19 protein-coding genes are annotated in these 21,507 nt (G+C 61.7%); 12 read left to right on the top strand and 7 right to left on the bottom strand.

Going from position 1 to position 21,507, the window contains the following annotated elements; all coding sequences use genetic code 11:
* Positions 1-20: 20 nt before the first annotated feature.
* From BW995_RS17020 to BW995_RS20850, 7 genes are all read left to right on the top strand, one after another.
* Positions 21-1,388, top strand: coding sequence for a glutamate--cysteine ligase (locus BW995_RS17020; RefSeq protein ID WP_076401633.1), 1,368 nt, complete (start codon positions 21-23; stop codon positions 1,386-1,388).
* A gap of 191 nt (positions 1,389-1,579) precedes the next feature.
* Positions 1,580-1,897, top strand: a complete 318-nt coding sequence (locus tag BW995_RS17015) for a chorismate mutase (protein ID WP_076401632.1) — start codon at positions 1,580-1,582, stop codon at positions 1,895-1,897.
* Positions 1,898-2,119: 222 nt separating this feature from the next.
* Entirely contained in the window at positions 2,120-4,045 is a 1,926-nt protein-coding gene (locus BW995_RS21260; protein ID WP_175617114.1) for a methyl-accepting chemotaxis protein, read from the top strand.
* Positions 4,046-4,451: 406 nt separating this feature from the next.
* On the top strand, positions 4,452-5,519 hold the full coding sequence (locus tag BW995_RS17005) for a cytochrome-c peroxidase (RefSeq protein ID WP_139332984.1): 1,068 nt from the start codon (positions 4,452-4,454) through the stop codon (positions 5,517-5,519).
* 183 nt (positions 5,520-5,702) lie between these two features.
* Complete coding sequence (locus tag BW995_RS17000) at positions 5,703-7,070, top strand: pyridoxal phosphate-dependent decarboxylase family protein (protein ID WP_076401630.1); 1,368 nt, start codon at positions 5,703-5,705, stop codon at positions 7,068-7,070.
* Between the two features lie 86 nt (positions 7,071-7,156).
* Complete coding sequence (locus BW995_RS16995) at positions 7,157-7,927, top strand: carbonic anhydrase (protein WP_076401629.1); 771 nt, start codon at positions 7,157-7,159, stop codon at positions 7,925-7,927.
* A gap of 465 nt (positions 7,928-8,392) precedes the next feature.
* Positions 8,393-9,319, top strand: coding sequence for a hypothetical protein (locus tag BW995_RS20850; protein WP_076401628.1), 927 nt, complete (start codon positions 8,393-8,395; stop codon positions 9,317-9,319).
* A 203-nt stretch (positions 9,320-9,522) separates the two neighbouring features.
* Here BW995_RS20850 and BW995_RS16985 read toward each other — a convergent pair whose 3' ends face one another.
* The 4 genes from BW995_RS16985 to BW995_RS16970 form a co-directional block, all read right to left on the bottom strand.
* Positions 9,523-10,011: a YchJ family protein gene (locus BW995_RS16985; RefSeq protein WP_076401627.1), complete on the bottom strand. Its 489-nt coding sequence runs from the start codon at positions 10,009-10,011 to the stop codon at positions 9,523-9,525.
* Between the two features lie 108 nt (positions 10,012-10,119).
* Positions 10,120-11,667 carry a bifunctional aminoglycoside phosphotransferase/ATP-binding protein gene (locus BW995_RS16980; protein ID WP_076401626.1) on the bottom strand — a complete coding sequence of 516 codons (1,548 nt, stop codon included), beginning with the start codon at positions 11,665-11,667 and terminating at the stop codon, positions 10,120-10,122.
* A gap of 81 nt (positions 11,668-11,748) precedes the next feature.
* Positions 11,749-14,949 (bottom strand): efflux RND transporter permease subunit, encoded by a 3,201-nt coding sequence (locus BW995_RS16975; protein ID WP_076401625.1) that lies wholly within the window; start codon positions 14,947-14,949, stop codon positions 11,749-11,751.
* A complete protein-coding gene (locus BW995_RS16970; RefSeq protein ID WP_245821516.1) occupies positions 14,946-15,992 on the bottom strand; it encodes an efflux RND transporter periplasmic adaptor subunit in 1,047 nt (348 codons plus the stop codon). Before BW995_RS16970 ends, BW995_RS16975 begins: the two co-directional genes overlap by 4 nt.
* A gap of 74 nt (positions 15,993-16,066) precedes the next feature.
* Here BW995_RS16970 and BW995_RS16965 point away from each other — a divergent pair, with 74 nt between their 5' ends.
* Together BW995_RS16965 and BW995_RS16960 are read left to right on the top strand one after the other, a co-directional pair.
* Positions 16,067-16,399 (top strand): ArsR/SmtB family transcription factor, encoded by a 333-nt coding sequence (locus tag BW995_RS16965; protein WP_076401624.1) that lies wholly within the window; start codon positions 16,067-16,069, stop codon positions 16,397-16,399.
* The gene (locus BW995_RS16960; protein WP_076401623.1) at positions 16,389-16,595 is read left to right on the top strand and encodes a YgaP family membrane protein; all 207 of its coding nucleotides are present in this window, start codon (positions 16,389-16,391) and stop codon (positions 16,593-16,595) included. The genes BW995_RS16965 and BW995_RS16960 overlap by 11 nt, the downstream gene beginning before the upstream one ends.
* A 78-nt stretch (positions 16,596-16,673) precedes the next feature.
* On the opposite strand, the gene BW995_RS16955 is transcribed toward BW995_RS16960, so the two are convergent.
* The 3 genes from BW995_RS16955 to BW995_RS16945 form a co-directional block, all read right to left on the bottom strand.
* Entirely contained in the window at positions 16,674-17,153 is a 480-nt protein-coding gene (locus BW995_RS16955) for a DMT family transporter (protein WP_076401622.1), read from the bottom strand.
* A gap of 195 nt (positions 17,154-17,348) precedes the next feature.
* Positions 17,349-18,227 (bottom strand): pyridoxamine 5'-phosphate oxidase family protein, encoded by an 879-nt coding sequence (locus BW995_RS16950; RefSeq protein WP_175617113.1) that lies wholly within the window; start codon positions 18,225-18,227, stop codon positions 17,349-17,351.
* 76 nt (positions 18,228-18,303) lie between these two features.
* Positions 18,304-18,936, bottom strand: coding sequence for a glutathione S-transferase family protein (locus tag BW995_RS16945; protein ID WP_139332982.1), 633 nt, complete (start codon positions 18,934-18,936; stop codon positions 18,304-18,306).
* Between the two features lie 116 nt (positions 18,937-19,052).
* Here BW995_RS16945 and BW995_RS16940 point away from each other — a divergent pair, with 116 nt between their 5' ends.
* The 3 genes from BW995_RS16940 to BW995_RS16930 all read left to right on the top strand — a co-directional run bounded on the left by BW995_RS16940 (position 19,053) and on the right by BW995_RS16930 (position 21,337).
* Complete coding sequence (locus BW995_RS16940) at positions 19,053-19,976, top strand: LysR family transcriptional regulator (protein ID WP_076401620.1); 924 nt, start codon at positions 19,053-19,055, stop codon at positions 19,974-19,976.
* Positions 19,973-20,227 carry a hypothetical protein gene (locus BW995_RS20845; protein WP_175617112.1) on the top strand — a complete coding sequence of 85 codons (255 nt, stop codon included), beginning with the start codon at positions 19,973-19,975 and terminating at the stop codon, positions 20,225-20,227. Before BW995_RS16940 ends, BW995_RS20845 begins: the two co-directional genes overlap by 4 nt.
* Positions 20,228-20,407: 180 nt before the next feature.
* Positions 20,408-21,337, top strand: coding sequence for a tyrosine-type recombinase/integrase (locus BW995_RS16930; protein ID WP_076401618.1), 930 nt, complete (start codon positions 20,408-20,410; stop codon positions 21,335-21,337).
* Positions 21,338-21,507 lie beyond the last annotated feature (170 nt).

The raw sequence follows: 21,507 nt of genomic DNA, 5'->3' as shown, positions 1-21,507 counted from the left end.
TCTGTGGAGTGTTCCTGTAGATGTCGGCCTTTTCCAAACCCAACGCGACGCCTATCGAGGGTCGGGCTTCCCTGCTTGCCTATCTGGAAAGCGGCTGTCGACCGGCGGCGGACTGGCTGATCGGCACTGAACACGAAACTTTTGCCTTTGACCGCGCGACGCTGGCCCCGATCCCCTACGAGGGGGATCACGGCGTTGCCGCCATCCTGTCGCGGATGGAACGCTTTGGCTGGCAGCCGGTGCACGAAGGCGCCAACGTCATCGCCATGAGCCGTGATGATGGCGCTTCGATCTCGCTGGAACCGGGCGGGCAGCTCGAACTGTCAGGCGCTCCGGTCAGCACCCTGCACGAAACCCATGCCGAGCTTGACGCCTATCAGCAGCAGGTGCGCACCGTCACCGACGAACTGGGCATCGGCCTGCTGGGGCTGGGCTTTCACCCCACCGCCAGCCGCGACGCCATGCCGTGGATGCCCAAGGGCCGCTATCGCGTGATGCGCGACTACATGCCGCGCGTCGGCTCGATGGGGCTGGACATGATGCTGCGCACCTGCACCGTGCAGGTGAACCTCGACTTTGACAGCGAAGCCGACATGGTGGCCAAGATGCGGGTGTCCGGTGCCCTGCAACCGCTGGCCACCGCCCTGTTTGCCAATTCACCGTTCTATCAGGGCCAGCCGGGCGGCTTTGTCAGCCAGCGCATGCATGTGTGGGAAGACGTCGACAACAACCGTTCCGGCATGCCGGATTTCGTGTTCGAGGACGGCTTTGGCTTTGAACGCTGGGTTGATTACCTGCTCGACATGCCGATGTACTTCGTCTACCGCGACGGAGCCTATATTGACGCCGCCGGGCAGTCGTTCCGCGATTTCATGCAGGGCACCCTGCCCGCCTACCCCGACCAGTTCCCCACCCTTGGCGACTGGGCCGATCACATGTCGACCGCCTTCCCCGATGTGCGGCTGAAAAAGTATCTGGAAATGCGCGGTGCCGACAGCGGCCCGTGGCAGCGGCTGCCGTCGCTGCCCGCCCTGTGGGTCGGCCTGCTGTACGACCGTCAGGCGCTGGATGCCGCCGGGCAGGTGATCGCCGACTGGACTGCCGCCGACCGGGCGCAACTGCGCCATGACGCCCCCCGTCTGGGCCTGAAGGCGATGGTGCGCGGGCGCAGCCTGCAAGACATTGGCCGCGAGGTGCTGGCCATCGCACAGGCGGGCCTGACCCGCCGCAACCTGCGCAATGCCGCCGGGCAGGACGAGAGCCTCTACCTTGATCCCCTGCACGAGAGCATTGCCAGTGGCCTGACCCCGGCAGACCGCCTGCTGCAAGCCTTGCAGGGGCCGTGGAACGGGGATATCACCCGGGTGTTTACCGACCTCGGATACTGAGACCGGTCACTTGTTCCGATGCAACGGCCCCCGTGGAACCCTGTCCCGGGGGCCGTTGTACATTCGGGCCTGTCCCCGGATGGGCGCGGTTCCCCCATGCATGACAACCGCTTGCGTCCCTGCGTCTTGTATGACAGACAGGGCGCATCCGCCTGCCCTGCGAACCCCACGACAGCTGATAGGAGCCTTGCGTGACCCTCACCAAACCTCAGGCCGTACAGTGCCAGTCGCTGACCGAAATCCGGGAACAGATCGACCGCATGGACCGCCTGATCGTTCCCCTGCTGGCCGAGCGACTGTCCTATGTGGCACAGGCCGCCGCCTTCAAGCCGACCCGCGCCGATGCCGTCGTGCCATGGCGCGTCGAGGACGTGGTCAGCAAGGCCAAATCCCATGCCGCCGAATGCGGCATGGACCTGCCGACCATCGAAGCAATTTATCGTGCGCTGGTCGCAGCCTCTATTGCGCACGAGGAACAGGTCTGGGATACTCTGAATACAAAAGAATAATCAGGCGGAATAAGGTATTTTCGTCGTTTGATCTAGGTCATTCAGACAGGGGGTCCGTTGCGCTATAACGGTAGAGCAGATTAAACTCTGCGCACCGCGAAAGCAGGCCCCCTGTCTGCACACGTCAAGCACGGACTTGTTTCATACCCGCAGGCAGAGTCCCCAGGAGGAGCCAGAATGTTCGCAAACATACATGTAAAAACCCGCCTCTATGCGGGATTCATGGTCCTTCTGGCTCTGCTGGCTTTGGTTGCGGCAGCCTCGATCTGGGTGTTTTCCGCCACATCAGGCCACTTCCACACCTTTGGGGATTCGTCCGTTCAAGCCATCAACGCCGTGCAGCTCGACCGGCAGATTCTGGCCTTCAACAATCGCGTCAACAGTTATGTCCAGGCCCCGACCGAAGACGCGGCGGCGGTGGTCATGAAAGACTCCAAGGCACTGGCTGACAGCCTGCACCGTTTCCGCGGCGAGATCGAAGACCCGCGGGTGGCCGGGCATGTGGACAAGATCGTCAAGGCCTTTGATGCCTACTCTGCCCAGCTTGAACCGGCGATGGATTACGTCTCCCAGCGCACGGTCCTGATCACCCAGACGCTGGTGCCGTTGTCGGCCGATCTGGTCGAGCATGTGCAGAAGGTCCGTGACGCCACCACCTCGCTGGAGGAGGCCAAAGTGGCCGGGCGACTGGGCCAGCACCTGTTGCAGGCCCAGCAGGCGGTCGATACCTATCAGCAAACCCACAGCGAAGAAAGCTTTGCGCAGGCGTGGGAGTTTCTGTTCAAGGTCGATGACGACATTGCCCATCTGCGCGACGGGCTGGGACTGGCCGCAGATTTGTATCAAGCCTATCAGGATGCCCTGAACGCCCTGTCAGCCACCATCGGCGACATCGCCGTGGCGCAGGAAGAACTGGACAAGCAGGGCAAGATCATTGCCAACGAAGCCGTCCAGGTCAAAGACCTGTCCCTGCAACAACAGCGATCAATCCAGAATGTATCCGCCGACCAGCTCGCCGGGGCCAAGGCGGTGGTGATCACCCTGACCATCCTGTCCCTGATCCTCGGGGCCGGTGGCGCGATGGTGATGGGCCGCAGCGTGGTGCAGCCGTTGCTGGAAATGACCTCTGCCATGCGCTCGCTGGCCGCCGGCGACAAGGCGGTGACCATCCCGGCCACCCATCGCGGCGATGAAATCGGCCAGATGGCCGCCGCCGTGCAGGTGTTCAAGGACAACGCCATCGAAATGGACCGCATGGAGCAGGAACGGGTTGCTGCCGAGGCCAAAGCCACCGAGGATCGCCGCCAGGCAATGCTGCAGCTGGCAGATGTTCTGGAAGAACGGGTGGCGGGCAGCGTCCAGATGATTTCCGAGTCCGCCGCCGACATGCAGACCTCGGCACAGGCAATGACCGCCACCGCCGAAGACACCACCCGCCAGGCCTCGGCCGTCGCCTCGGCCACCTTCCAGGCCAACACCAACGTCGAAATGGTGGCGTCCGCCGCCGAAGAACTGTCCGCCGCCATCCGCGAAATCGGCGAGCAGGTCACCATGTCGGCTCAGGTGGCCTACAGCGCCGTCGAAGAGGCCCGCCGCGCCAGTGGTCAGGTGACCGGCCTGCTGGAAGCCACCGACAAGATCGGCGAAGTGGTCAACATGATCACCGCCATTGCCGAACAAACCAACCTGCTGGCGCTGAATGCCACCATCGAAGCCGCCCGTGCCGGTGAAGCAGGCAAGGGCTTTGCAGTGGTGGCCAACGAGGTGAAAAACCTCGCCAGCCAGACCGGACGGGCCACCCAGCAGATCATCGAACAGATTTCAACGGTGCAGCACGCGACGCAGGATGCCGTTCAGGCAATCCAGTCGATCACCTCGGTGATCAACCGCATCAACGAAATTGCCGCCGCCATTTCTGCCGCCGTCGAAGAACAGGGGGCGGCCACCCGCGAGATTGCCCGCAACACCCATCAGGCGGCACAGGGCACCAATTCGGTGTCCGGCACCATCACCGAAGTCAGCTCGGCAGCGCGGGAAACCGGCGATGCGGCGTCGATGGTTCTGCAACGGGCCACCGGACTGAGTGATCAGGCCGATCAGTTGCAACAGGCGGTGCACGATTTCCTCGAACACGTCCGCGAGAGCTGACCTTCCCTTTATGTCCTGCGCTTTCCGTTCGCCCCCTGCATTGACAAGACTGTTGATGCAGGGGTTTTCGTTTGCCTGCATGGGAATGCTCGACCCGTGGGTGTGAAAGTGGGGAAACAGGATCGCGGAGCGCTGCTCCACACCTCGCCGGGGCCTTGAGGCCCCGGACCCCGCTTTGTTGATGTTGAGAAGCTGAGAGATCGCTCCCCCGGGAGATCCGGGCGATAACCCTGAAAATAAACATAAAATTTTCAATGAATTATCAGGCTTATGGAAAATAGAATTATTCTATATTTTGACATACATCAATTACCCATAATTAATTTCAGGCCATAATTTCCGGACAACGGGCAAGGTCAGGACGTTGCCCACACACCATTCCAATCACCAATCAAGGGGGATTCGTATGCGCTCGCATGTGATGGGACTTTCGGTGGCCATGGTTGCTGTTGCGGCCTTGGCTCCCCTTGCTCCGGCAGTGGCGGCGGATGACGCCACGCTGATGAAGCAGGCCAATGAACAGTTCAAGCCGGTCCCGGCCACCATCCCGGAGATCAAGGGCAATGCGGTCACCCACGACCGTATCGACCTTGGCCGGATGCTGTTCTTTGAAACCCGCCTGTCCAAGTCGCACCTGCTGTCGTGCAACACCTGCCACAACCTGTCGATGGGTGGAGATGACAACCTTGAGACGTCAATCGGCCATGGTTGGCAAAAAGGCCCGCGCAACGCCCCGACCGCGTTGAATGCGGTGCTGAATACCGCCCAGTTCTGGGATGGCCGCGCCGAAGACCTGAAGGCGCAGGCCAAGGGACCGGTGCAGGCCGGGGTGGAAATGGCCAGCACTCCGGCGTTGGTCGAAGCCACCTTGCTCAGCATGCCCGCCTATGTTGAAAAGTTCACCACCGCCTTCCCCGGCGAAAAGGCCCCGGTGAATTTCGACAACATGGCCAAGGCCATCGAAGCCTTTGAAGCGACCCTGATGACCCCGGCCTCACCGTTTGACCAGTTCCTGCAAGGCGATGCCAACGCCTTGACCGCCGAACAGAAAACCGGCTTGGGCCTGTTCATGGACAAGGGCTGCGTTGCCTGTCACAACGGCGTCAATCTGGGTGGCAACGGCTATTACCCGTTCGGGGTGGTCGAACGACCGGGCGCAGATGTCCTGCCGGTGGCCGACAAGGGGCGCTTTGCCGTCACCAAGACCGCCAGCGAAGAATATGTTTTCCGCGCTGCTCCGCTGCGCAACGTGGCGCTGACCGCCCCCTATTTCCATTCCGGCAAGGTGTGGGATCTGGAACAGGCGGTGGCAATCATGGGCAGTTCGCAGCTGGGTGAAACGCTGAAGGCTGACGAAATCAAGGCCATCACCGCTTTCCTCACCAGCCTGACCGGCGAGCAGCCGCGCGTTGAGTTGCCAATCCTGCCCACCAGCACCGCCACCACCCCGAAACCGGCCCCGATGACGCCATAGAGCGTTTTCAGTGCCGCATTTTCCGAGCCGTTGACCGTAGACGGTCACCTTGAAAATGCTCTAAGCGTCCGAACGGACAGAACAAGGCCCCTGCCGACTGGCAGCCGGGCCTTGTTCTGTTTACGGCATCCCCGTCAGCACTTATGGTGCCGGTCCCTGATCACCCCGCAGAGGACCCGCACCATGGCCCATGATGCCGCCCTGTTTCAGGATGCTGCCACCCGGGCAGCCGCCTATCTCGATGGCGTTTCCGATCGCCCGGTGGCTCCGACAGCGCAGGCACTCAAAGCCCTTGCGGCCTTTGACGAACCCCTGCCACAGCACGGCAGCGACGGCAGCGCCATTCTGGCAACCCTTGACCGGCTGGGCAGCCCGGCCACCATGGCCACCAATGCCGGACGCTTTTTCGGCTTTGTGATCGGCGGCGCTCACCCGGTGCCACTGGCCGCCCATTGCCTGACGCTGGCATGGGACCAGAACGTCGGCCCCCGCATCCTGTCACCGATCGGGGCCAAGCTGGAAGACGTCGCCTCGCGCTGGGTGCTTGAGTTGCTGGGCCTGCCTGCCAGCTGCGCCACCGCTTTTGTTACCGGAGCGGGGATGGCAAGCTTCACCGCCCTGACCGCCGCCCGCCGAGCCTTACTGCAACGGGCGGGCTGGGATGTGGACGCTGACGGACTTTATGACGCCCCCCGCCTGCGGGTGGTGGCCAGCGCCGAAATCCACCCGACCATCCGCAAGGCCCTCGGGCTGCTCGGACTCGGGCGCAACCAGCTGCACGAAGTCCCCACCGATGTGCAGGGCCGTCTGCGGGTGGACGCACTGCCGCCGCTGGATGAGCGCACCATCGTCTGTGTGCAGGCGGGCAACATCAATTCCGGGGCCATTGATCCAGTGGCCGAGGTCTGCACCAAAGCCCGCGCCGCCGGAGCCTGGGTCCACGTTGATGGCGCCATCGGCCTATGGGCTCTGGCCTCGCCCCGCCTGCGCCCGTTGCTGGCAGGGGTCACCGAGGCTGACAGTTGGGCCACCGACGGCCACAAAAGCCTGAATCTGCCCTATGACAATGCGGTCGCCATCGTGCGCGACGCCGCCGCCCTGACGCAAGCGATGAGCATTCGCGCCCCCTATCTGCTGGACAGCGGAGAACGCGAGCCCTATGACACCACCCCCGGCCTGTCACGCCGGATGCGCGGCGCCGACTGGTGGGCCTTGATCAAGGCTCTGGGACAGGATGGCATTGCCGCCATGATTGAAACCATGCACAGCCAGACCCTGCAAATCGCCGCCTGTTTGCAGCAGGCCGGCTGGCAGGTTCTGAACGATGTGGTGCTGAACCAGATTTGTGCCATTCCTCCCGATGGAAACGTGCTGGCCGTCACCACCCGTATCTGTCAGGAAGGCCGGTGCTGGGTCGGCCCCACCCATTGGCAAGGAAAAGAGGCCATCAGAATAAGCCTGTCATCCTGTCATACGACCGGGGATGATGTGGATATGGCGCTGAATGCCCTGCTGGCCGCCGCCCCCCGTCATTCGCATGGGATTGTATAAGACGTTCCAACTCACCATGGCGCATGAGGTCTTTTTGCGGCATGATTATCCCCTCCAATCCAACAACGTATAGGGGAGAAAACGGGATGGAACGGCGGACTTTTTTGCGTGGCATTGCGGCAACCGTGGCTTGCCCGGTGTGCGCTGGTATCGGCAGCAGTGTCGCTCAGGCGGCGGATGCGCCGCACTGGAGCTATGAAGGCCATGGCGGTCCCGGCGATTGGGGCAGCCTCGATCCGGCCTATGGAGCCTGTTCCATCGGCAAGGAACAGTCGCCGGTTGATCTGAACGGCGCCATTCCGGCGATGGTCGGCGACCTCGACATCCGCTGGCGCGCCACCACCATGGAGGTGGTCAACAACGGCCATACCATCCAGTGCAACATCGCCAACGGCGGCAGTCTGGTGGTCGATGGCACCGAATACCAGCTGGTGCAGTTCCACTTTCACCACCCCTCGGAGCACACCGTCAGCGGCATGACCCGCGAGATGGAAGTCCACTTTGTCCACAAGTCAGCCGCAGGCCAACTGGCGGTGATCGGTGTCTTTTTCCAGCCCGGTGCTGCCAATGCGACTCTGGCGCCGATCTGGTCGGTCATGCCCGCCAAGGCCGGAGACAAGGTCACCACCGCCGACGTCATCAATCCGGCGGCCTTCCTGCCCGCCCGCGAAGTCACCTGGCGCTATGCCGGTTCGCTGACCACCCCGCCCTGTTCGGAAATCGTGTCGTGGATCGTCTATCAGGACGCCATCGAAGCCTCGCCCGAACAGCTGAAGGCCTTTGCCACCCTGTTCCCGATGAACGCCCGCCCGGTACAGTCGCTGAACCGGCGCAAGCTGCTGGTCGATTATTTCTGATCTGACTTCCCGATCTGGTACAGCAAATCCCGAGCAGATGGCACATCTGCGACGACGCATTTGCGCTTGAACAGACTCAAATCCCGAGCAGATGGCACATCTGCGACGACGCATTTGCGCTTGAACAGACTCAAATCCCGAGCAGATGGACCATCTGCGACGACGCATTTGCGCTTGAACAGACTCAAATCCCGAGCAGATGGCACATCTGCGACGACGCATTTGCGCTTGAACAGACTCAAACCCCGAGCATGTTCAGTGACCATCGGGGCACAGAGCATGCTCGGGGTTTGGAAAATTGGCCCGGGAGACGCGAAAGCATTTCTCTCTCCGGGCCAAAACACCTTACTCTGCACAACAGTTTCCGTCCCGCCATCCCTGATTGCGCTGATCGGGGGTGGCGGGATGGTTTTCAGGATTTTTCCAGCCCGTTCTTGCGTCGATCAGAAAAGGAGCCAGGAGGCCATGAGTCCGAATGCACCAGTGGCGCCCGACCGCCGCCCGTCCCTTACCCGCTCGTTGCTGACCCGTCTGCTGGCCCCCTGCGCTCTGGCTGTCGCCCTGACCGCCTGCGCCGCATTGGAACCACCGCAGACCACCGCCACAGGTCCGCATGGAACGGCAACCGGCGTTGCTGGTCCCCTCAGCGGTCGCTGGGTGGTTTCCGATGTGCACCCGTCGGGTCAGGTCAGCCTGTCGGCGGATGATCGCAAGGCATTGGTCGGTCGCCCGGTCCTTCTGGATGACACCCGGGCCGAAGATGTTGCCGGTCGCATTTGCGAAACGCCGTCCTATGTGATGCGCGCCACCACCTTTGGCGAGGCGGTCCAGACCCGCCAGCCGATGGCGGGACAGAATGAGCGCGTCACGGTCGTGTCCGTCGGCTGTGGCACCGTTCCCTTTGCCACCTTCATTGCCTTGCCAAAGGGCGTCCTGCTGGCTGAACACCATGGCACTCTGGTTTCCCTGATCCCGGCGGCAGCGGCGACCCCGATGACCGTGCCGGTCACCACCCCCATCGCCATGGCAGCCGCAGCCCCAGTCCCCACCCCGGCTCCGGCAGAAACCGCCAGCAAGGACAACAACGTCGGCAAGGACGCGCTCGAAGGCCAAAAGGCCACCGCCACCCCCGACAGCAAGCTGGGGATGCATCTGGCATCGTACAAGGGCGAAGGCATGGCCCGTGAAGGCTGGACCGAGCTGAAAAAGGAAGTCCCGGCCCTTGCCGCGCTGACGCCGCGCTATGTGCCGGTCAAGCTGACGCTGAAGGGGGCCAAGGAAGACTTCGTCCGCCTGTATGCCGTCGGCCTCAGTCAGGCCGACATGTATGCCCAGTGCACCCAGATGCGCAAACAGCACAAATACTGCGTCGTGATGCCGTTGGCGCAGTAACACCCGTTTTTTCTTTGACTAAAGCATTGTGCGAAAAGCGGGAACCGATTTTCGCAAGAACAATGCGACAAAACAAAAGGTTAGAGCGGCGTGCCTGCGTCTGATTTAACGCACGCTGCTCTATCACCGGACGACAGAAAAACAGCCCCGTGATCACCGACGATCACGGGGCTGTTCCTGTTGCAGTATCAGAGTCTCAGGAATCAGGCAGCAGCGCCGCAGCACTTCTTGTACTTCTTGCCCGATCCGCAGGTGCAGGGGTCGTTACGGCCGATCTTCGGGCCCTTGCGCACGGTGCGCGGGCCGGAAATGCCGTCTGCATAGTACCACTGACCATCCAGCTTGCGGAAATGGCCGGTTTCGTGGTGGGTGTGGGTCTGGGCCCCCAGCTTGAAGCGGGCGACGAATTCCACCCAGCCTTCTTCATCGTCGGCGCCACCGGCTTCGGTGCTCAGCACGTTCAGGCCCAGCCATTCGCTGTTGGCGGCCCATTCGCTGACGTGGCCACGGTCGAAGTCACCCTGAGTGTCCGGGGTCAGGGTCTGTTGCAGATAGTCAATCGACTGCACGGCAAAGGCGGTATAGCGCGAGCGCATCAGCTGTTCGGCGGTTTCCGGCTTGGCGGCACCCGAGATGAACGGTTCACAGCACTCGGCGTAAGGGCGGGACGAGCCGCAGGAGCAGGAAGTCATGGTCAGTCCATTTGTCTGAAGCAAAGGCGTGGCAGGTATTTTCATCCTGCCACGACAGATTTGCGAATAAAACGAGGTCCCCGCACAGGGGCAGGCACCAACGGACCCTTAACGGATCCAGTCGGCCAGCGCTGCACGGGCAGCGGCATCGGTGTCGCTTTTTGGGCCGGAACTGTCAAGCTGTGTCCAGCTGAGCACGCCCAGATCATAGCCCAACTGCGCCTGCAACACCTCTGGCGTCGCATCCGACGCATTGCGGCTGCGGCTGGTGATCCGCTCGGCGGCCACCGCCGGGTCGGCACTCAGCCACAGGCCGGTAAAGGCCACGCCAACCTGCTGCGCGATGGCTTCGATGGCTTCCCGTTCTGCCGGGCGGGCAAACACCGCATCGGCAATCACCGGCTGCCCGATCGACAGCACCGCACCGGCCAGCGCCGCCAGACGGCGATAGACTTCTTCCGACCGGCCCGGGCCATAGGCATCGGCGGGCAGGCGCTCGGTCGGCTTGACCCCGGCCAGTTGCTTGCGCAGGACATCAGAGCGCAGAACCACCGCGCCAACGCCATGGGAGAACAGTGGTGCCAGCCCACGCGCGCACCGGCTTTTGCCCGAACCGGACAGGCCACCGACGGCGGTCAGGGTCGCAGGCACCATTGCCAGATAGCGTTCGGCCAGCGCCAGATAGTCCCGTGCAGCATCGTGCAGCGGGGCCGGATCGGGGACATGTTCGGCAATGGCGGCGCTGACGTGCGAGCGAATCTGCGCCCGCATCGACAGCATCACCGGCAACACCGCCAGCGCCTCGTAATCGCCGGTCAGGTCGAGATAGGCGTTCAGCAGGATGCTGGCTTCGGCGCGATAGCCGTTGGCGTCCAGATCCATCAGCAGGAACGCCACATCATAGAACACGTCAATAATGGCGAAATGGTCGTTGAACTCGATGCAGTCAAACAGCATCGGCGCACCGTCGATCAGGCAGATGTTGCCCAGATGCATGTCGCCATGGCACTGGCGCACCATCCCACGGGCCTGCCGCTGGTCCAGCAGCCCGGCATGGGCGGCGACCTGCTGGCGCGAGGCTTCCATCAGCGCCGACACCCGCGCCGACTCAAACACCGAACCATAAAAGCGGCTGAACGAGGCTTCGTTGCCGTCGATGGTCGCCCGCAGGGCAGCGGCCCCGCCAAAGTCGGTCCGCTGCTCGGCCCCAGCGTGGAAGGCGGCGATGCCTTCGGCCAGATCGAGCATCAGGCTGCGGGTCAGTTCGCCACGACCGGCGACTTTGTTCAGCAGGCCGTCCTGATCAAAGCGCCGCATGCGGATCGCCCAGTCCACCACCTCGCCGTCACCACCGCCAAGGGCAAAGCTGCCATCGGCCTGCCGGGTGATCGGCTCGACCCCCAGATACAGGTCGGGAGCAGTACGGCGGTTCAGCTCGACTTCCTTGCGGCAGGCCGCCTCACGCGCAGACAGTGGCGCGAAGTCAAGGAACGGCAGGGTCACCGCCTTTTTGACCTTCACCACCTGATCCCCGGCCAGAAAGACGGTCGAAATGTGGGTGTCCAGCCGCTCGACCGACGCCACGGCGCCATGGGTGGAGGGCTGGGCCAGAAAGGCGAAAATCGCGTCTTGCAGCGAGGCAGAAGGGGCGCTCATCGGGCTTGATCCATATGCAGGTCACAGACCGGCGCACGGTACTGCATCACTCCTGTGCGCGCCACGGTTTTCCCGCTGGCCTTACGGTTTGCCATCATCACGCAACCAGACATACAGCGCCGGGATCACCAGCAGGGTCAGGGCCGTCGAGCTGGCCAGCCCGAAGACCAGTGAAATCGCCAACCCCTGAAAAATCGGATCGGCCAGAATGAACGCCGCCCCGATCATCGCCGCCACTGCGGTCAGGAAAATCGGCTTGAAGCGGATCGCCCCGGCCTCGACCAGCGCCTGCCGCAATGACCGGGTGCCATCAGCGCGCAGATGGCGGATGAAATCGACCAGCAGAATCGAATTGCGCACGATGATCCCGGCCAAGGCGATGAAACCAATCATCGAGGTGGCGGTAAAGGGAGCGGAAAACAGCCAGTGGCCCAGCACGATGCCGATCAGGGTCAGTGGCACTGGCACCAGAATCACCAGCGGCAGCCGGAACGAGCCGAACTGCGCCACCACCAGCAGGTAGATACCGACAATCGCCACCCCGAACGCCGCCCCCATGTCGCGGAAGGTGACATAGGTGATTTCCCATTCGCCATCCCACAACAGCGTGGGGGTGGATTCGTCGGCGGGTTGACCATGATAGGCAATCTTCAGCGGCACGCTGGCGCTGGTGTGGGCGTCCGCAAGCTGTTGTTCCACCGCAAACATGCCATAGATCGGCGCTTCATAGGCTCCGGCCAGATCAGCCATGATCATTTCGGCAAAGCGCCCATCCCGCCGATAGACCACCGGGCTGGTGCTTTCCGCCAGCACCGTCACCCCATCGCCCAACTCGACCACCCCGCTGCGCCCGGCAACCGGCGTTGCCAGCAGGCGTTCGGTCAGGGTCTTGTCCGAGTCCGGCAGGGCGACGGCGATTTCAATCGGGTCCAGCCCACCGCCACTGCCAACCGCCGCCGCCGGCAGGGTGCGATGGGAATAGCCGACCGACACCCCGCCCAGCAGGGCCGACAGGGTGTCGTAGACCGCCTGTTCCTCGACGCCATGGAATTCCAGCGCCTGCTGGTCAATCGCCACCCGCAGGCGGCGGGTGCTTTGCCCGGCGAAGTCATCGACATCCACCACGAACGGCACCGCCTGAAAGGCAGCCTTCACCTGCTGGGCGGCCTCGCGGCGGGCGGCAGGGGTCGGGCCATAGACTTCGGCCAGCAAGGTTGCCTGCACTGGCGGCCCCGGCGGAACCTCCACCACTTTCAACGAGGTTCCGCCGGGCATCGGCAGATCGGCCAGCAACGCCCGCGCCTGCAGGGCAATCGCATGACTGCTGCGCGACCGCTCGCCCTTGGGCAGCAGGTTGACCTGCAAGTCGCCCATCTCGGGATTGGCGCGCAGATAGTAATGCCGTACCAGCCCGTTGAAGTTGAACGGCCCCGCCGTCCCGGCATAGGCCTGTACGTCGCGCAATTCGGGCAAGGCCGCCAGCCGTTGCGCTGCGGCCTGTAACACCCGGTCGGTGTCCTCCAGCGTGCTGCCTTCCGGCAGGTCGGCAATCACCTGAAATTCCGATTTGTTGTCGAACGGCAACAGCTTGACGGTGACGCTTTTGCTGTAAAACAGGCCGCACACCGCCACCGTTGCCACCGTCACCAGCAGCAAAAACCGTTTTGACCGGCGCCGCCCCTGCAACAACGGCTGCGCCAGACGGCGGTAAAAGGCCCCCATCCGGCCCTCGCCCTCGGCATGGACGCCGTGCTTGCCCGCAATGTGGAACAGCAGCCACGGGGTGATGATCACCGCTACAAAGAACGAAAAGATCATCGCCGCCGAGGCATTGGCCGGAATCGGGCTCATGTACGGCCCCATCAGCCCGGAGACGAACATCATCGGCAACAGCGCCGCCACGATGGTCAGGGTGGCGACGATGGTCGGATTGCCGACCTCTGCCACGCCTTCGATAGCCTTTTGCAGACGGCTGCGATCATCGGGCATCGCCCAGTGGCGGGCGATGTTTTCCACCACCACAATCGCATCATCCACCAGAATGCCAATCGAGAAAATCAGCGCAAACAGGCTGACGCGATTGATGGTATAGCCCATCAGATGGGCGGCAAACAGGGTCAGCAGAATGGTGGTCGGGATCACCACCGCCACCACCACCCCCGCCCGCCAGCCAATCGCCAGGGTGATCAGCACCACAATGGAAACCGTTGCCAGCGCCAGATGGAACAGCAGCTCGTTGGATTTCTCCAGCGCCGTTTCGCCATAGTTGCGGGTCACCGTGACCGTCACGTCCGACGGCACCACCCGCCCCTTGACCGCCTCCAGCCGCGACAGGATCTCTTCGGATACCGTCACCGCGTTGGCTCCCTTGCGCTTGGCCAGCGCAATCGACACTGCCGGAACCGCCGACAGGCTGTCGCCGCTGCGGGTCATCTGCCACGCCCGATGCGTCGCCGGGGCCGCCCCGACGATCACCCGCGCCACATCCTTGACATAGACTGGTCGGCCATCCTGAGTGGTCAGCAGCAACATGCCGATGTCTGCCGGTCCCTGCAGGGTGTTGCCGACCATCAGCGGCGTCGCCCGGCCCTGATCCCGCACCTGCCCGAGCGAAAAGGCCCGGTTGGCATTTTCGATCTTTTCGCTCAGTTGATTGAGGGTGACGCCATACTGCGACAGCCGTTCCGGGTCAGGCTCCACACGGATTTGATCGCTGCGCCCGCCGACCAGAAAGCTGAGGCCCACATCATCGACCTTGATCAGCTCGGACAGCAGTTCACTGGCCACCGCCCGCAGGCCGTTGTCATCCCAGCGGGCGGCCTCCGTCGCAGCGGGGGCCAGCGTCAGCACCACAATCGGCACATCATTGATGCCCCGCCCGACAATCAGCGGCTCGGGGATGCCGATCGGAATCTGGCGGATGTTGGCGCGGATGGTTTCATGGACGCGTAACAGGGCAATATCCTTGTCGGTCCCCACCTTGAACCGCGCCGTAACAGTCACACCATCGTCAATCGTCTGGGAATAGATGTGCTCGACATCATCAATCCCCTTGATGATCGTTTCCAGCGGCTTGGCCACCAGCTCAACCGCATCGTCAGCCTTCAGGCCGTTGGCGTTGACCATGATGTCCACCATCGGCACCGAAATCTGCGGTTCTTCTTCGCGCGGGATCTGGATCAGCGCAATGATCCCCACCAGCACCGCCGCCAGCAACAGCAACGGCGTCAGCGGGCTGTGCAGAAAGGTTTTGGTCAGGGTTCCCGACAGACCGAGTTTCATTGTCCGGCCCCCTGCGTCAGCACGGGCCGGATCACCTGATCCCCGGCATTTAGCCCTGACAGGATTTCCGTGCGCAGGCTGCCATCCGCCTGCGGCATGGTCTGCCCCGGCTGCACCACCACTTCGGCCCCGGAGGCGAGGGTGGCAAAGGTCACGCCCGAACGCAGCCGCAGAAACTCCGGCGGCAACAGGATCACCGACCGTTCACCGGTGCCAACCCACACCAGCGTCCGTTCCCCGACGAAATAATCCCCCAGCCCGTCAACGCTGATATCCGCCTGCACCCGGCCATTGCCAAGGCGTGGGTAGACTTTCCGCACCGTTCCCTGCCGGTGCGTCCCCTGTTGCGGTTCCAGCGCCGCATCCAGCCCGCGCGGCCCGACCTGCACCGGGTCACCCACCTTGATGAAGCGGGCGTGGCGCTCGGGAACCTCGATCCGCAGCACATAGGCGCCGGTGGCAATGGTCGCCACCGGCTCGCCAGCCATCACCACCGCTCCCGGCGTCACCAGCACTTCCAGCACCCGCCCGGCCCCCGGAGCCTTGATTGCCCCTTCGGCGCTTTGCTGCTCCACCACCCGGCTTTCCGCCACCTGCGCCGCAATGGTGCGGTCCAGCACGTCAACCGCCGTCCGCGCCGTATCCAGCCGGGCCTTGGCCACCACCCCTTGCGCAAACAACGTCTGCGTCCGCTCCAGTTCCGTCGCCGCCTGAGCGCGCTCGGCCTGCAGCGACTGGATACCGGCGCGGGCCGATTGCAGCTTCAGCGCCAGCTTGGGGTCGCCGATCATCGCCACCACCTGCCCGTCGCTGACCCGGTCGCCCTCGTCCACCAGCCGCGCCGCCACCGTACCGCCAATGCGGGCGCGGGCCTGCTGCACATCGGCGGCCTCGACGGTGCCGAACACCGCCTTGCGGTCAGTGACCGTTTCCAGGCGGATGGTCAGCGGCGGCTCGGCGGCATGGGCAGGCACCGCCAGGGCCATCAACGCCAGCAGCACAGCGGCCGCAGAGCAGCGGGAGAAGACAAACGGGGGCATCATCAGGACGGCATCCTTGGCACAGGAGGTACAACACTCTCTTGACCAAGATATTCATTTAAACTAATTTAGCAACTATGAATGTCGAATCCTTCCACAGCAAAGCCCGCGAGGCTGCCGCCCTGCTGCAATCGCTGGCCAACGAGCACCGGCTGATGATCCTGTGCCATCTGCTCCACCGCCCGCAGTCCGTCTCCGAGCTGGAAGCCACCCTCGGCCTGCGGCAGGCGGCGCTGTCGCAAAACCTGGCCCGTCTGCGCAAGGACGGGCTGGTATCGGTCCGCCGCGACGGCCAGCACAGCATCTATGCCGTGCAGGGGCAGGCTGTGAAAGCCATGATCAGCACCCTCGCCCACCTGTTTTGCCCCGTAGACCCCATAGACCCCGGAGACTCTTCCCATGACCATTGACCGTATTGTGCTGGCCTTTGCCGGGGTGATGATCCTCGCCACCCTGACCGCCCATGTCCTGCTGGATCAGAGATGGCCGTTGTACCTGACCGCCTTTGTCGGCCTGAACATGACCCAGGCGGCCTTCACCGGCTTTTGCCCGCTGGCGATGGTGCTGAAGAAGCTGGGGGCCAAGCCGGGATGTGCGTTTTCGTGATTTGAGGGCTGTGCGCGCCGGGTACCGTGAAAGGGTTATCACGGTACCCAACAGCAATGACGCAGGGGCAGGAGCCCTTTACCGCTCGGATGTCTCGCCAGCCAGGGCAGGGCCAGCCTCAACCAACAGGGCATCCCCGGCACTTTCATCGCCCTCCTCAACCTCCGGTGCGGGAGCGGGAACGGGCTTCTTTTTGACCAGCACCACCAAAGCAATCCCGACGACAATTGCCACCGAGGCGATGGCCAGAACCTGCGTAATGGCTTCGCCCAGGAACAGTGCCCCGCCAAAGGCCGTTATCACCGGAACACTCAACTGCACGGTTGCCGCATGGGTGACGTTGAGTTCCTTCAGGGCTGCGTACCACAAAATATACCCCAACCCCGAGGTAATCCCCCCGGAGAGCAGACCATAAACCACCCCCAGGCCATCCAGCGACGGCGTAGAGACGGTAAACATCACCGCAAACAGCGCCAGGGCAATCGGAGCTGCACGAATGAAGTTTCCGGCAAATACCAGCAACGACAGCAGGGTCAAAACAACCAGTTTGACGCTCATGTAACCTCCCCTGGGCGTGTTCCGGTTTCCCCGGCATAGGCCAACGTGCTGTTATTTATTCAAAAAGTCCTGGATCGAGCATTGTGCGAAAAGTGGGAAGCGGTTTTCGCAAAAAAATGCGACAGAACAAAAGATTAGACCAGCGTGCATTAAATCCGACGCAGGCACGCTGGTCTGGCTGTTGTTTCAGCCTTTTCAACCAGCATGGGAAAGGGATTCGCACCCATCTTGCGGCGCAGGCTGCCAGCACAACGGCAACGCAGAGTGCGCGAGGCGCCACTCTGTCACCGACAGGATCAACAACCGTTCGGCTCTGGGGAATTTGGCGACGGCCCCGGGATCATCGCAAAGGTGGGCCTCGGCACGGATCCATAAGGGACGGGCAGCTGCCGTGTCGATCAACAGCAAGCCAACCTGCGGATTTAGCAGGATATTCCCCAGAGTATTAAAGTACTGGTTGCCGCTGTAATCGGGCAGGACAAGTCTGCCATCGGACTGAATACCAACAAATCCCGCGTCTCCTCCGCGATGAGAGATATCTGCCCCCTGAGCGCGACGCGACGCCGACGCTTCCCCCGGATGGGCCGAAGCAATAAACAGCGTGTCAGCAGTCTGGATCAGTGCCCGCGCTGTTGCGCTCAGGCTCTGCCCTGTCTCGACCGGCCAGCTTTGCTGCGGTTCGCTCAACGGCAGCAAGGAAATGAGGCGGGGCGTGATATATTTTGGGCAATTCCCATAGGATTGCTGGACGGACAGGGTAATCCCTTCGTCGTTCACCTCCAGGATAACGCCGTTCACCCGGTTTCGCCGCTGAATATGGGCCGCCAGCCCCAGCATCGCCACCGCCTGCCCCGGCCGCCATGCCCCGGCAAGTGGATCGTCAGTCAGGGCCTGACCGCGGATTTGCACCACATCAGGGGCCAGAACGCGGATAAACCCCGGCTCTCCATACCGTAGACTGGCCCACAAGCGGCCTGTCGGATCCTGCCCCGCCAGCAAAACCCACGGCAGGGCGGAAAAGAAAGCCTGATGCTTTTCGCTTAACGCCGGGCGGATCAGTTTTGCCGCAGCCATCGAAAGACGCTCTCGTGACCCCACGCGGTCTTGTAACGTCAATTCCCCCTGGTGAAACAGAGCGTCTTCCATTGCCTTAGGCCACCAGGCCGATGGCGGTTCCGGGCATTGGGACAAAGCCCGGCAAAGCTTCGATGCGGGCCAGCCAGGCCCGCACATGCGGATAGTCTGCCAGCGAGACATTCCCCTCCGGGGCGTGGGCGACATAGGCGTAGTTGGCCACGTCGGCAATGGTCGGCACATCACCGGTCAGGAACGGGCGTTCTGACACCTCCCGCTCCATCACGGACAACAAGGCATGCGCCCGCGCGATCACCTCTTGCGGGTTGAACTCCACACCAAAAACGGTAATGAGCCGGGCTGCACATGGCCCGAAAGCCAGCATCCCCGCCGACACCGAAAGCCACCGCTGCACCTGAGCCGCCTGTTGCGGATCACGCGGGTACCACGTCTCGTCGGCGTAGGTCAGCGCCAGATAGACGAGAATGGCGTGGGAGTCCGCAACGGTCACCGCGCCATCCTGAATGACCGGCACAGTCCCAAAGGGATTCATTTTCAAAAAAGCCGGGGTCCGTTGCTCACCACCGAGCAAATCCACGTCAATATTTTCTGTCGGCAGCCCCAATAAGGACAGAAAGAGCTGCACTTTGTGGCTATGCCCTGATTTTTCAAAACGATAAAATTTGATGGGAGCGCTAATGTTTTCCATTCCGAGTATCCCTGTTTCGTTCATTGTCCCCTTGGTTTGCAGTGTGTATTATTGCCATAAATGTTCATAGATACATAAAAAGAACATCATCACTTCAAAAAATGGAGTAATCGCCCGTGGACAAGCTCAAAGCCATGGCTACCTTCGTCGCCATCGCCGATCACGGTGGCCTAAGCGCCGCTGCACGGGCAGAAAACATGTCTTTGCCCACCGTTGTCCGCGTGTTGGCGAACCTGGAAGAAAAGCTCGGCGTCCGCTTGATCAACCGCAGTACACGCCGGATTGCCTTGACGGACGAAGGTCGCCGATACCTGGAAAGTTGCCGCGACCTGCTACAGGCGGTGGAAGAAGCCGAGATATCTTTGCGTGATGAAGGACAAGACCTGCATGGGCCAATTGTCATCACCGCCCCGGTGCTGTTTGGTCAAATGTATGTTGCCCCGGCCGTGACCCGCTTTGCCCGGCGATATCCCAAAGTCCGCTGTACGGTATCCCTGTCCGACCATATGCGGAACCTGCTGGAAGAGCGGATTGATCTGGGTATCCGCATCGGCCTGCTGGAAGACTCCTCCCTGATTGCCCAACAAATCGGGAAAGTACGCAGGGTGGTGGTCGCCTCGCCGGAGTATCTGGCGCAGGTCGGCCCCCCTGCCCATCCTCGCCATCTCCTGGGGGCTTCGTGCATTGCCTTTTCCGCTGCGGCGCAAAGCTGGTGGAGCTTTGACGATCAGGGGCAGACCATCAGCCTGCCCGTCCAGGGCAATCTGGAATTCAGCCATGTGGTCTGTGCCATCGATGCCTGCCTGGCCGGAGCAGGATTCGGCATGTTCTTTTCCTACCAGATTGCCGACCACATCAAGGCCGGGCGCCTGCTCCCCGTTCTCGAGGATTTCGAGCCTCCCCAGCGTCCCATCAGCATTGTCTACCCCCATGCCCACCTGATGCCTGCACGAACCCACGCGCTGATCAACTGGCTGAAAGACGACATCACTCCTTTGCTGAAAGCCGCGAGCAAAAGCCTGAACGCGGTTGGTGAGTGAGCAACAGCCGAAAAGATTTGCCTGACGAGAACCGGCGAATGATCCTGTGCCATCTGGTCAGCCACCGGAGCAAGGGTGAACAGATATCCGTCCGCCGCGAGAGCAAGCACAGCATCTATATTGCTCAAGGTCAGGACGTCAGGATCAAGAGTATCATCCTAACCACCTATATTCTGCTCGGCCAGACATGGCTGCTGCACCTGACGACCTCTGTCGGTCTGAACATGATCCAGGCGGCTTTTACCCGCTAGCGATGGTGCTGGAGAAGCTGGGTGTCAGGCCGAGGTGTGCGTTTTTCTGATCCTCCTGCCGGCATTCTCTCCTGAAGCATCTCCAAATCGTTCTTATACGAAGAAAATCAGCCCCACCGTGTTGCAAAATGCAGCGTTGTACTTCTAATAACGAGACCCTTCGTTTTTGGAGATGAATCAATGCCTTTATCGTTTCGGGAAGCGGTCGAACGCTTCCTCGATTACTGCTATATCTCCAAGACACTTTCCCATCACACCCTCAGAGCCTACAGAATTGATCTTGCCCATGCGATGAAGCGCCTCGGCGAGACGGCACAGGTTGAGACTACGTCACGCGATGCCTTGAGAAGCTACATCGGCCACATGTTGCGAGAAGAAGGATTCGCAGAAACCACCGTGAAACGCCGGGTTGCCACCTTAAAACAGCTGTTTAAGTGGCTGGAACGTGAAGAATTGGTAGAGATCAGCCCCTTTCACCGCTTAGACGTCACAGTCCGCCTGCCCCACCGGTTGCCGCGAGCATTGCCGACAGAAGACATGCGTAAACTGCTGGTCCGCTCTAGCTGGGAAATGGAAACAGGGGACTTTGCCGCCCTGACCTTACACTTCGCGATCGTCATCATGTTTGTGAGTGGGTTACGCGTGGGAGAATTGACCAGCCTGCGTGTTGATGACCTCTCCGTTGGAACGGCAGGCTTGCTTGTGCATGGGAAGGGCAATCGAGAACGCCATGTCTTTTTGTCTGGTAAGGATGCTAAGGCACTTTTGAAGGTTTATCTGAAGCGCCGAGGAGAGATCAATTCAACCAGCGATCGCCTGCTTATTGGGGCGAAAGGAGTGGCCTGGTCTCCTCAGCATTTGCGCCGCCACCTTGGGGCCTTAGCTAAGCGTGCCAACACCTCGCGCCCAGTGACACCACATATGATACGCCATACTGCCGCAACTCAACTTATTGAGGCGGGCGTCGATATTCGTTTCGTTCAGAAATTGCTGGGACACGCCAGTATTGCCACCACCCAGATTTACACACAGGTCAGCGATAACAGCCTGCGCTCCACCTTGGAGAAAGCCAACACGCTTGAGCGCGTGGTGAACGGGCGGCGGCAGTAATTCGTGTAGGGTTACTTCTACATCCATAGGGTATATCCATATGAAAAACATATATTATTTTAGTTAGAAATAGCTGATAACTAAGAATTATCGAAGATGGATATTTTGCTACTTACCCTTACTGATGACCCTTTCGACCCACCAGGTGCAGGGCGATTCGGAGGCTCACA

Origin of the sequence: Insolitispirillum peregrinum (assembly GCF_900156605.1) — a bacterium.
GTDB classification, from domain to species: domain Bacteria; phylum Pseudomonadota; class Alphaproteobacteria; order Rhodospirillales; family Rhodospirillaceae; genus Insolitispirillum; species Insolitispirillum peregrinum.
The sequence above is the reverse complement of the archived record's forward strand: the minus strand, read 5'-3'. Positions and strand labels throughout refer to the sequence as shown.

Coding starts and splice junctions, on each gene's coding strand:
- BW995_RS20850 (WP_076401628.1), top strand. CDS start 8,393: ATGAGTCCGAATGCACCAGTGGCGCCCGACCGCCGCCCGTCCCTTACC.
- BW995_RS16945 (WP_139332982.1), bottom strand. CDS start 18,936: ATGGAAAACATTAGCGCTCCCATCAAATTTTATCGTTTTGAAAAATCA.
- BW995_RS16960 (WP_076401623.1), top strand. CDS start 16,389: ATGACCATTGACCGTATTGTGCTGGCCTTTGCCGGGGTGATGATCCTC.
- BW995_RS16965 (WP_076401624.1), top strand. CDS start 16,067: ATGAATGTCGAATCCTTCCACAGCAAAGCCCGCGAGGCTGCCGCCCTG.
- BW995_RS16980 (WP_076401626.1), bottom strand. CDS start 11,667: ATGAGCGCCCCTTCTGCCTCGCTGCAAGACGCGATTTTCGCCTTTCTG.
- BW995_RS17005 (WP_139332984.1), top strand. CDS start 4,452: ATGCGCTCGCATGTGATGGGACTTTCGGTGGCCATGGTTGCTGTTGCG.
- BW995_RS16995 (WP_076401629.1), top strand. CDS start 7,157: ATGGAACGGCGGACTTTTTTGCGTGGCATTGCGGCAACCGTGGCTTGC.
- BW995_RS16970 (WP_245821516.1), bottom strand. CDS start 15,992: ATGATGCCCCCGTTTGTCTTCTCCCGCTGCTCTGCGGCCGCTGTGCTG.
- BW995_RS16950 (WP_175617113.1), bottom strand. CDS start 18,227: ATGGCTGCGGCAAAACTGATCCGCCCGGCGTTAAGCGAAAAGCATCAG.
- BW995_RS16975 (WP_076401625.1), bottom strand. CDS start 14,949: ATGAAACTCGGTCTGTCGGGAACCCTGACCAAAACCTTTCTGCACAGC.
- BW995_RS16930 (WP_076401618.1), top strand. CDS start 20,408: ATGCCTTTATCGTTTCGGGAAGCGGTCGAACGCTTCCTCGATTACTGC.
- BW995_RS21260 (WP_175617114.1), top strand. CDS start 2,120: ATGGTCCTTCTGGCTCTGCTGGCTTTGGTTGCGGCAGCCTCGATCTGG.
- BW995_RS17000 (WP_076401630.1), top strand. CDS start 5,703: ATGGCCCATGATGCCGCCCTGTTTCAGGATGCTGCCACCCGGGCAGCC.
- BW995_RS17020 (WP_076401633.1), top strand. CDS start 21: ATGTCGGCCTTTTCCAAACCCAACGCGACGCCTATCGAGGGTCGGGCT.
- BW995_RS16955 (WP_076401622.1), bottom strand. CDS start 17,153: ATGAGCGTCAAACTGGTTGTTTTGACCCTGCTGTCGTTGCTGGTATTT.
- BW995_RS16985 (WP_076401627.1), bottom strand. CDS start 10,011: ATGACTTCCTGCTCCTGCGGCTCGTCCCGCCCTTACGCCGAGTGCTGT.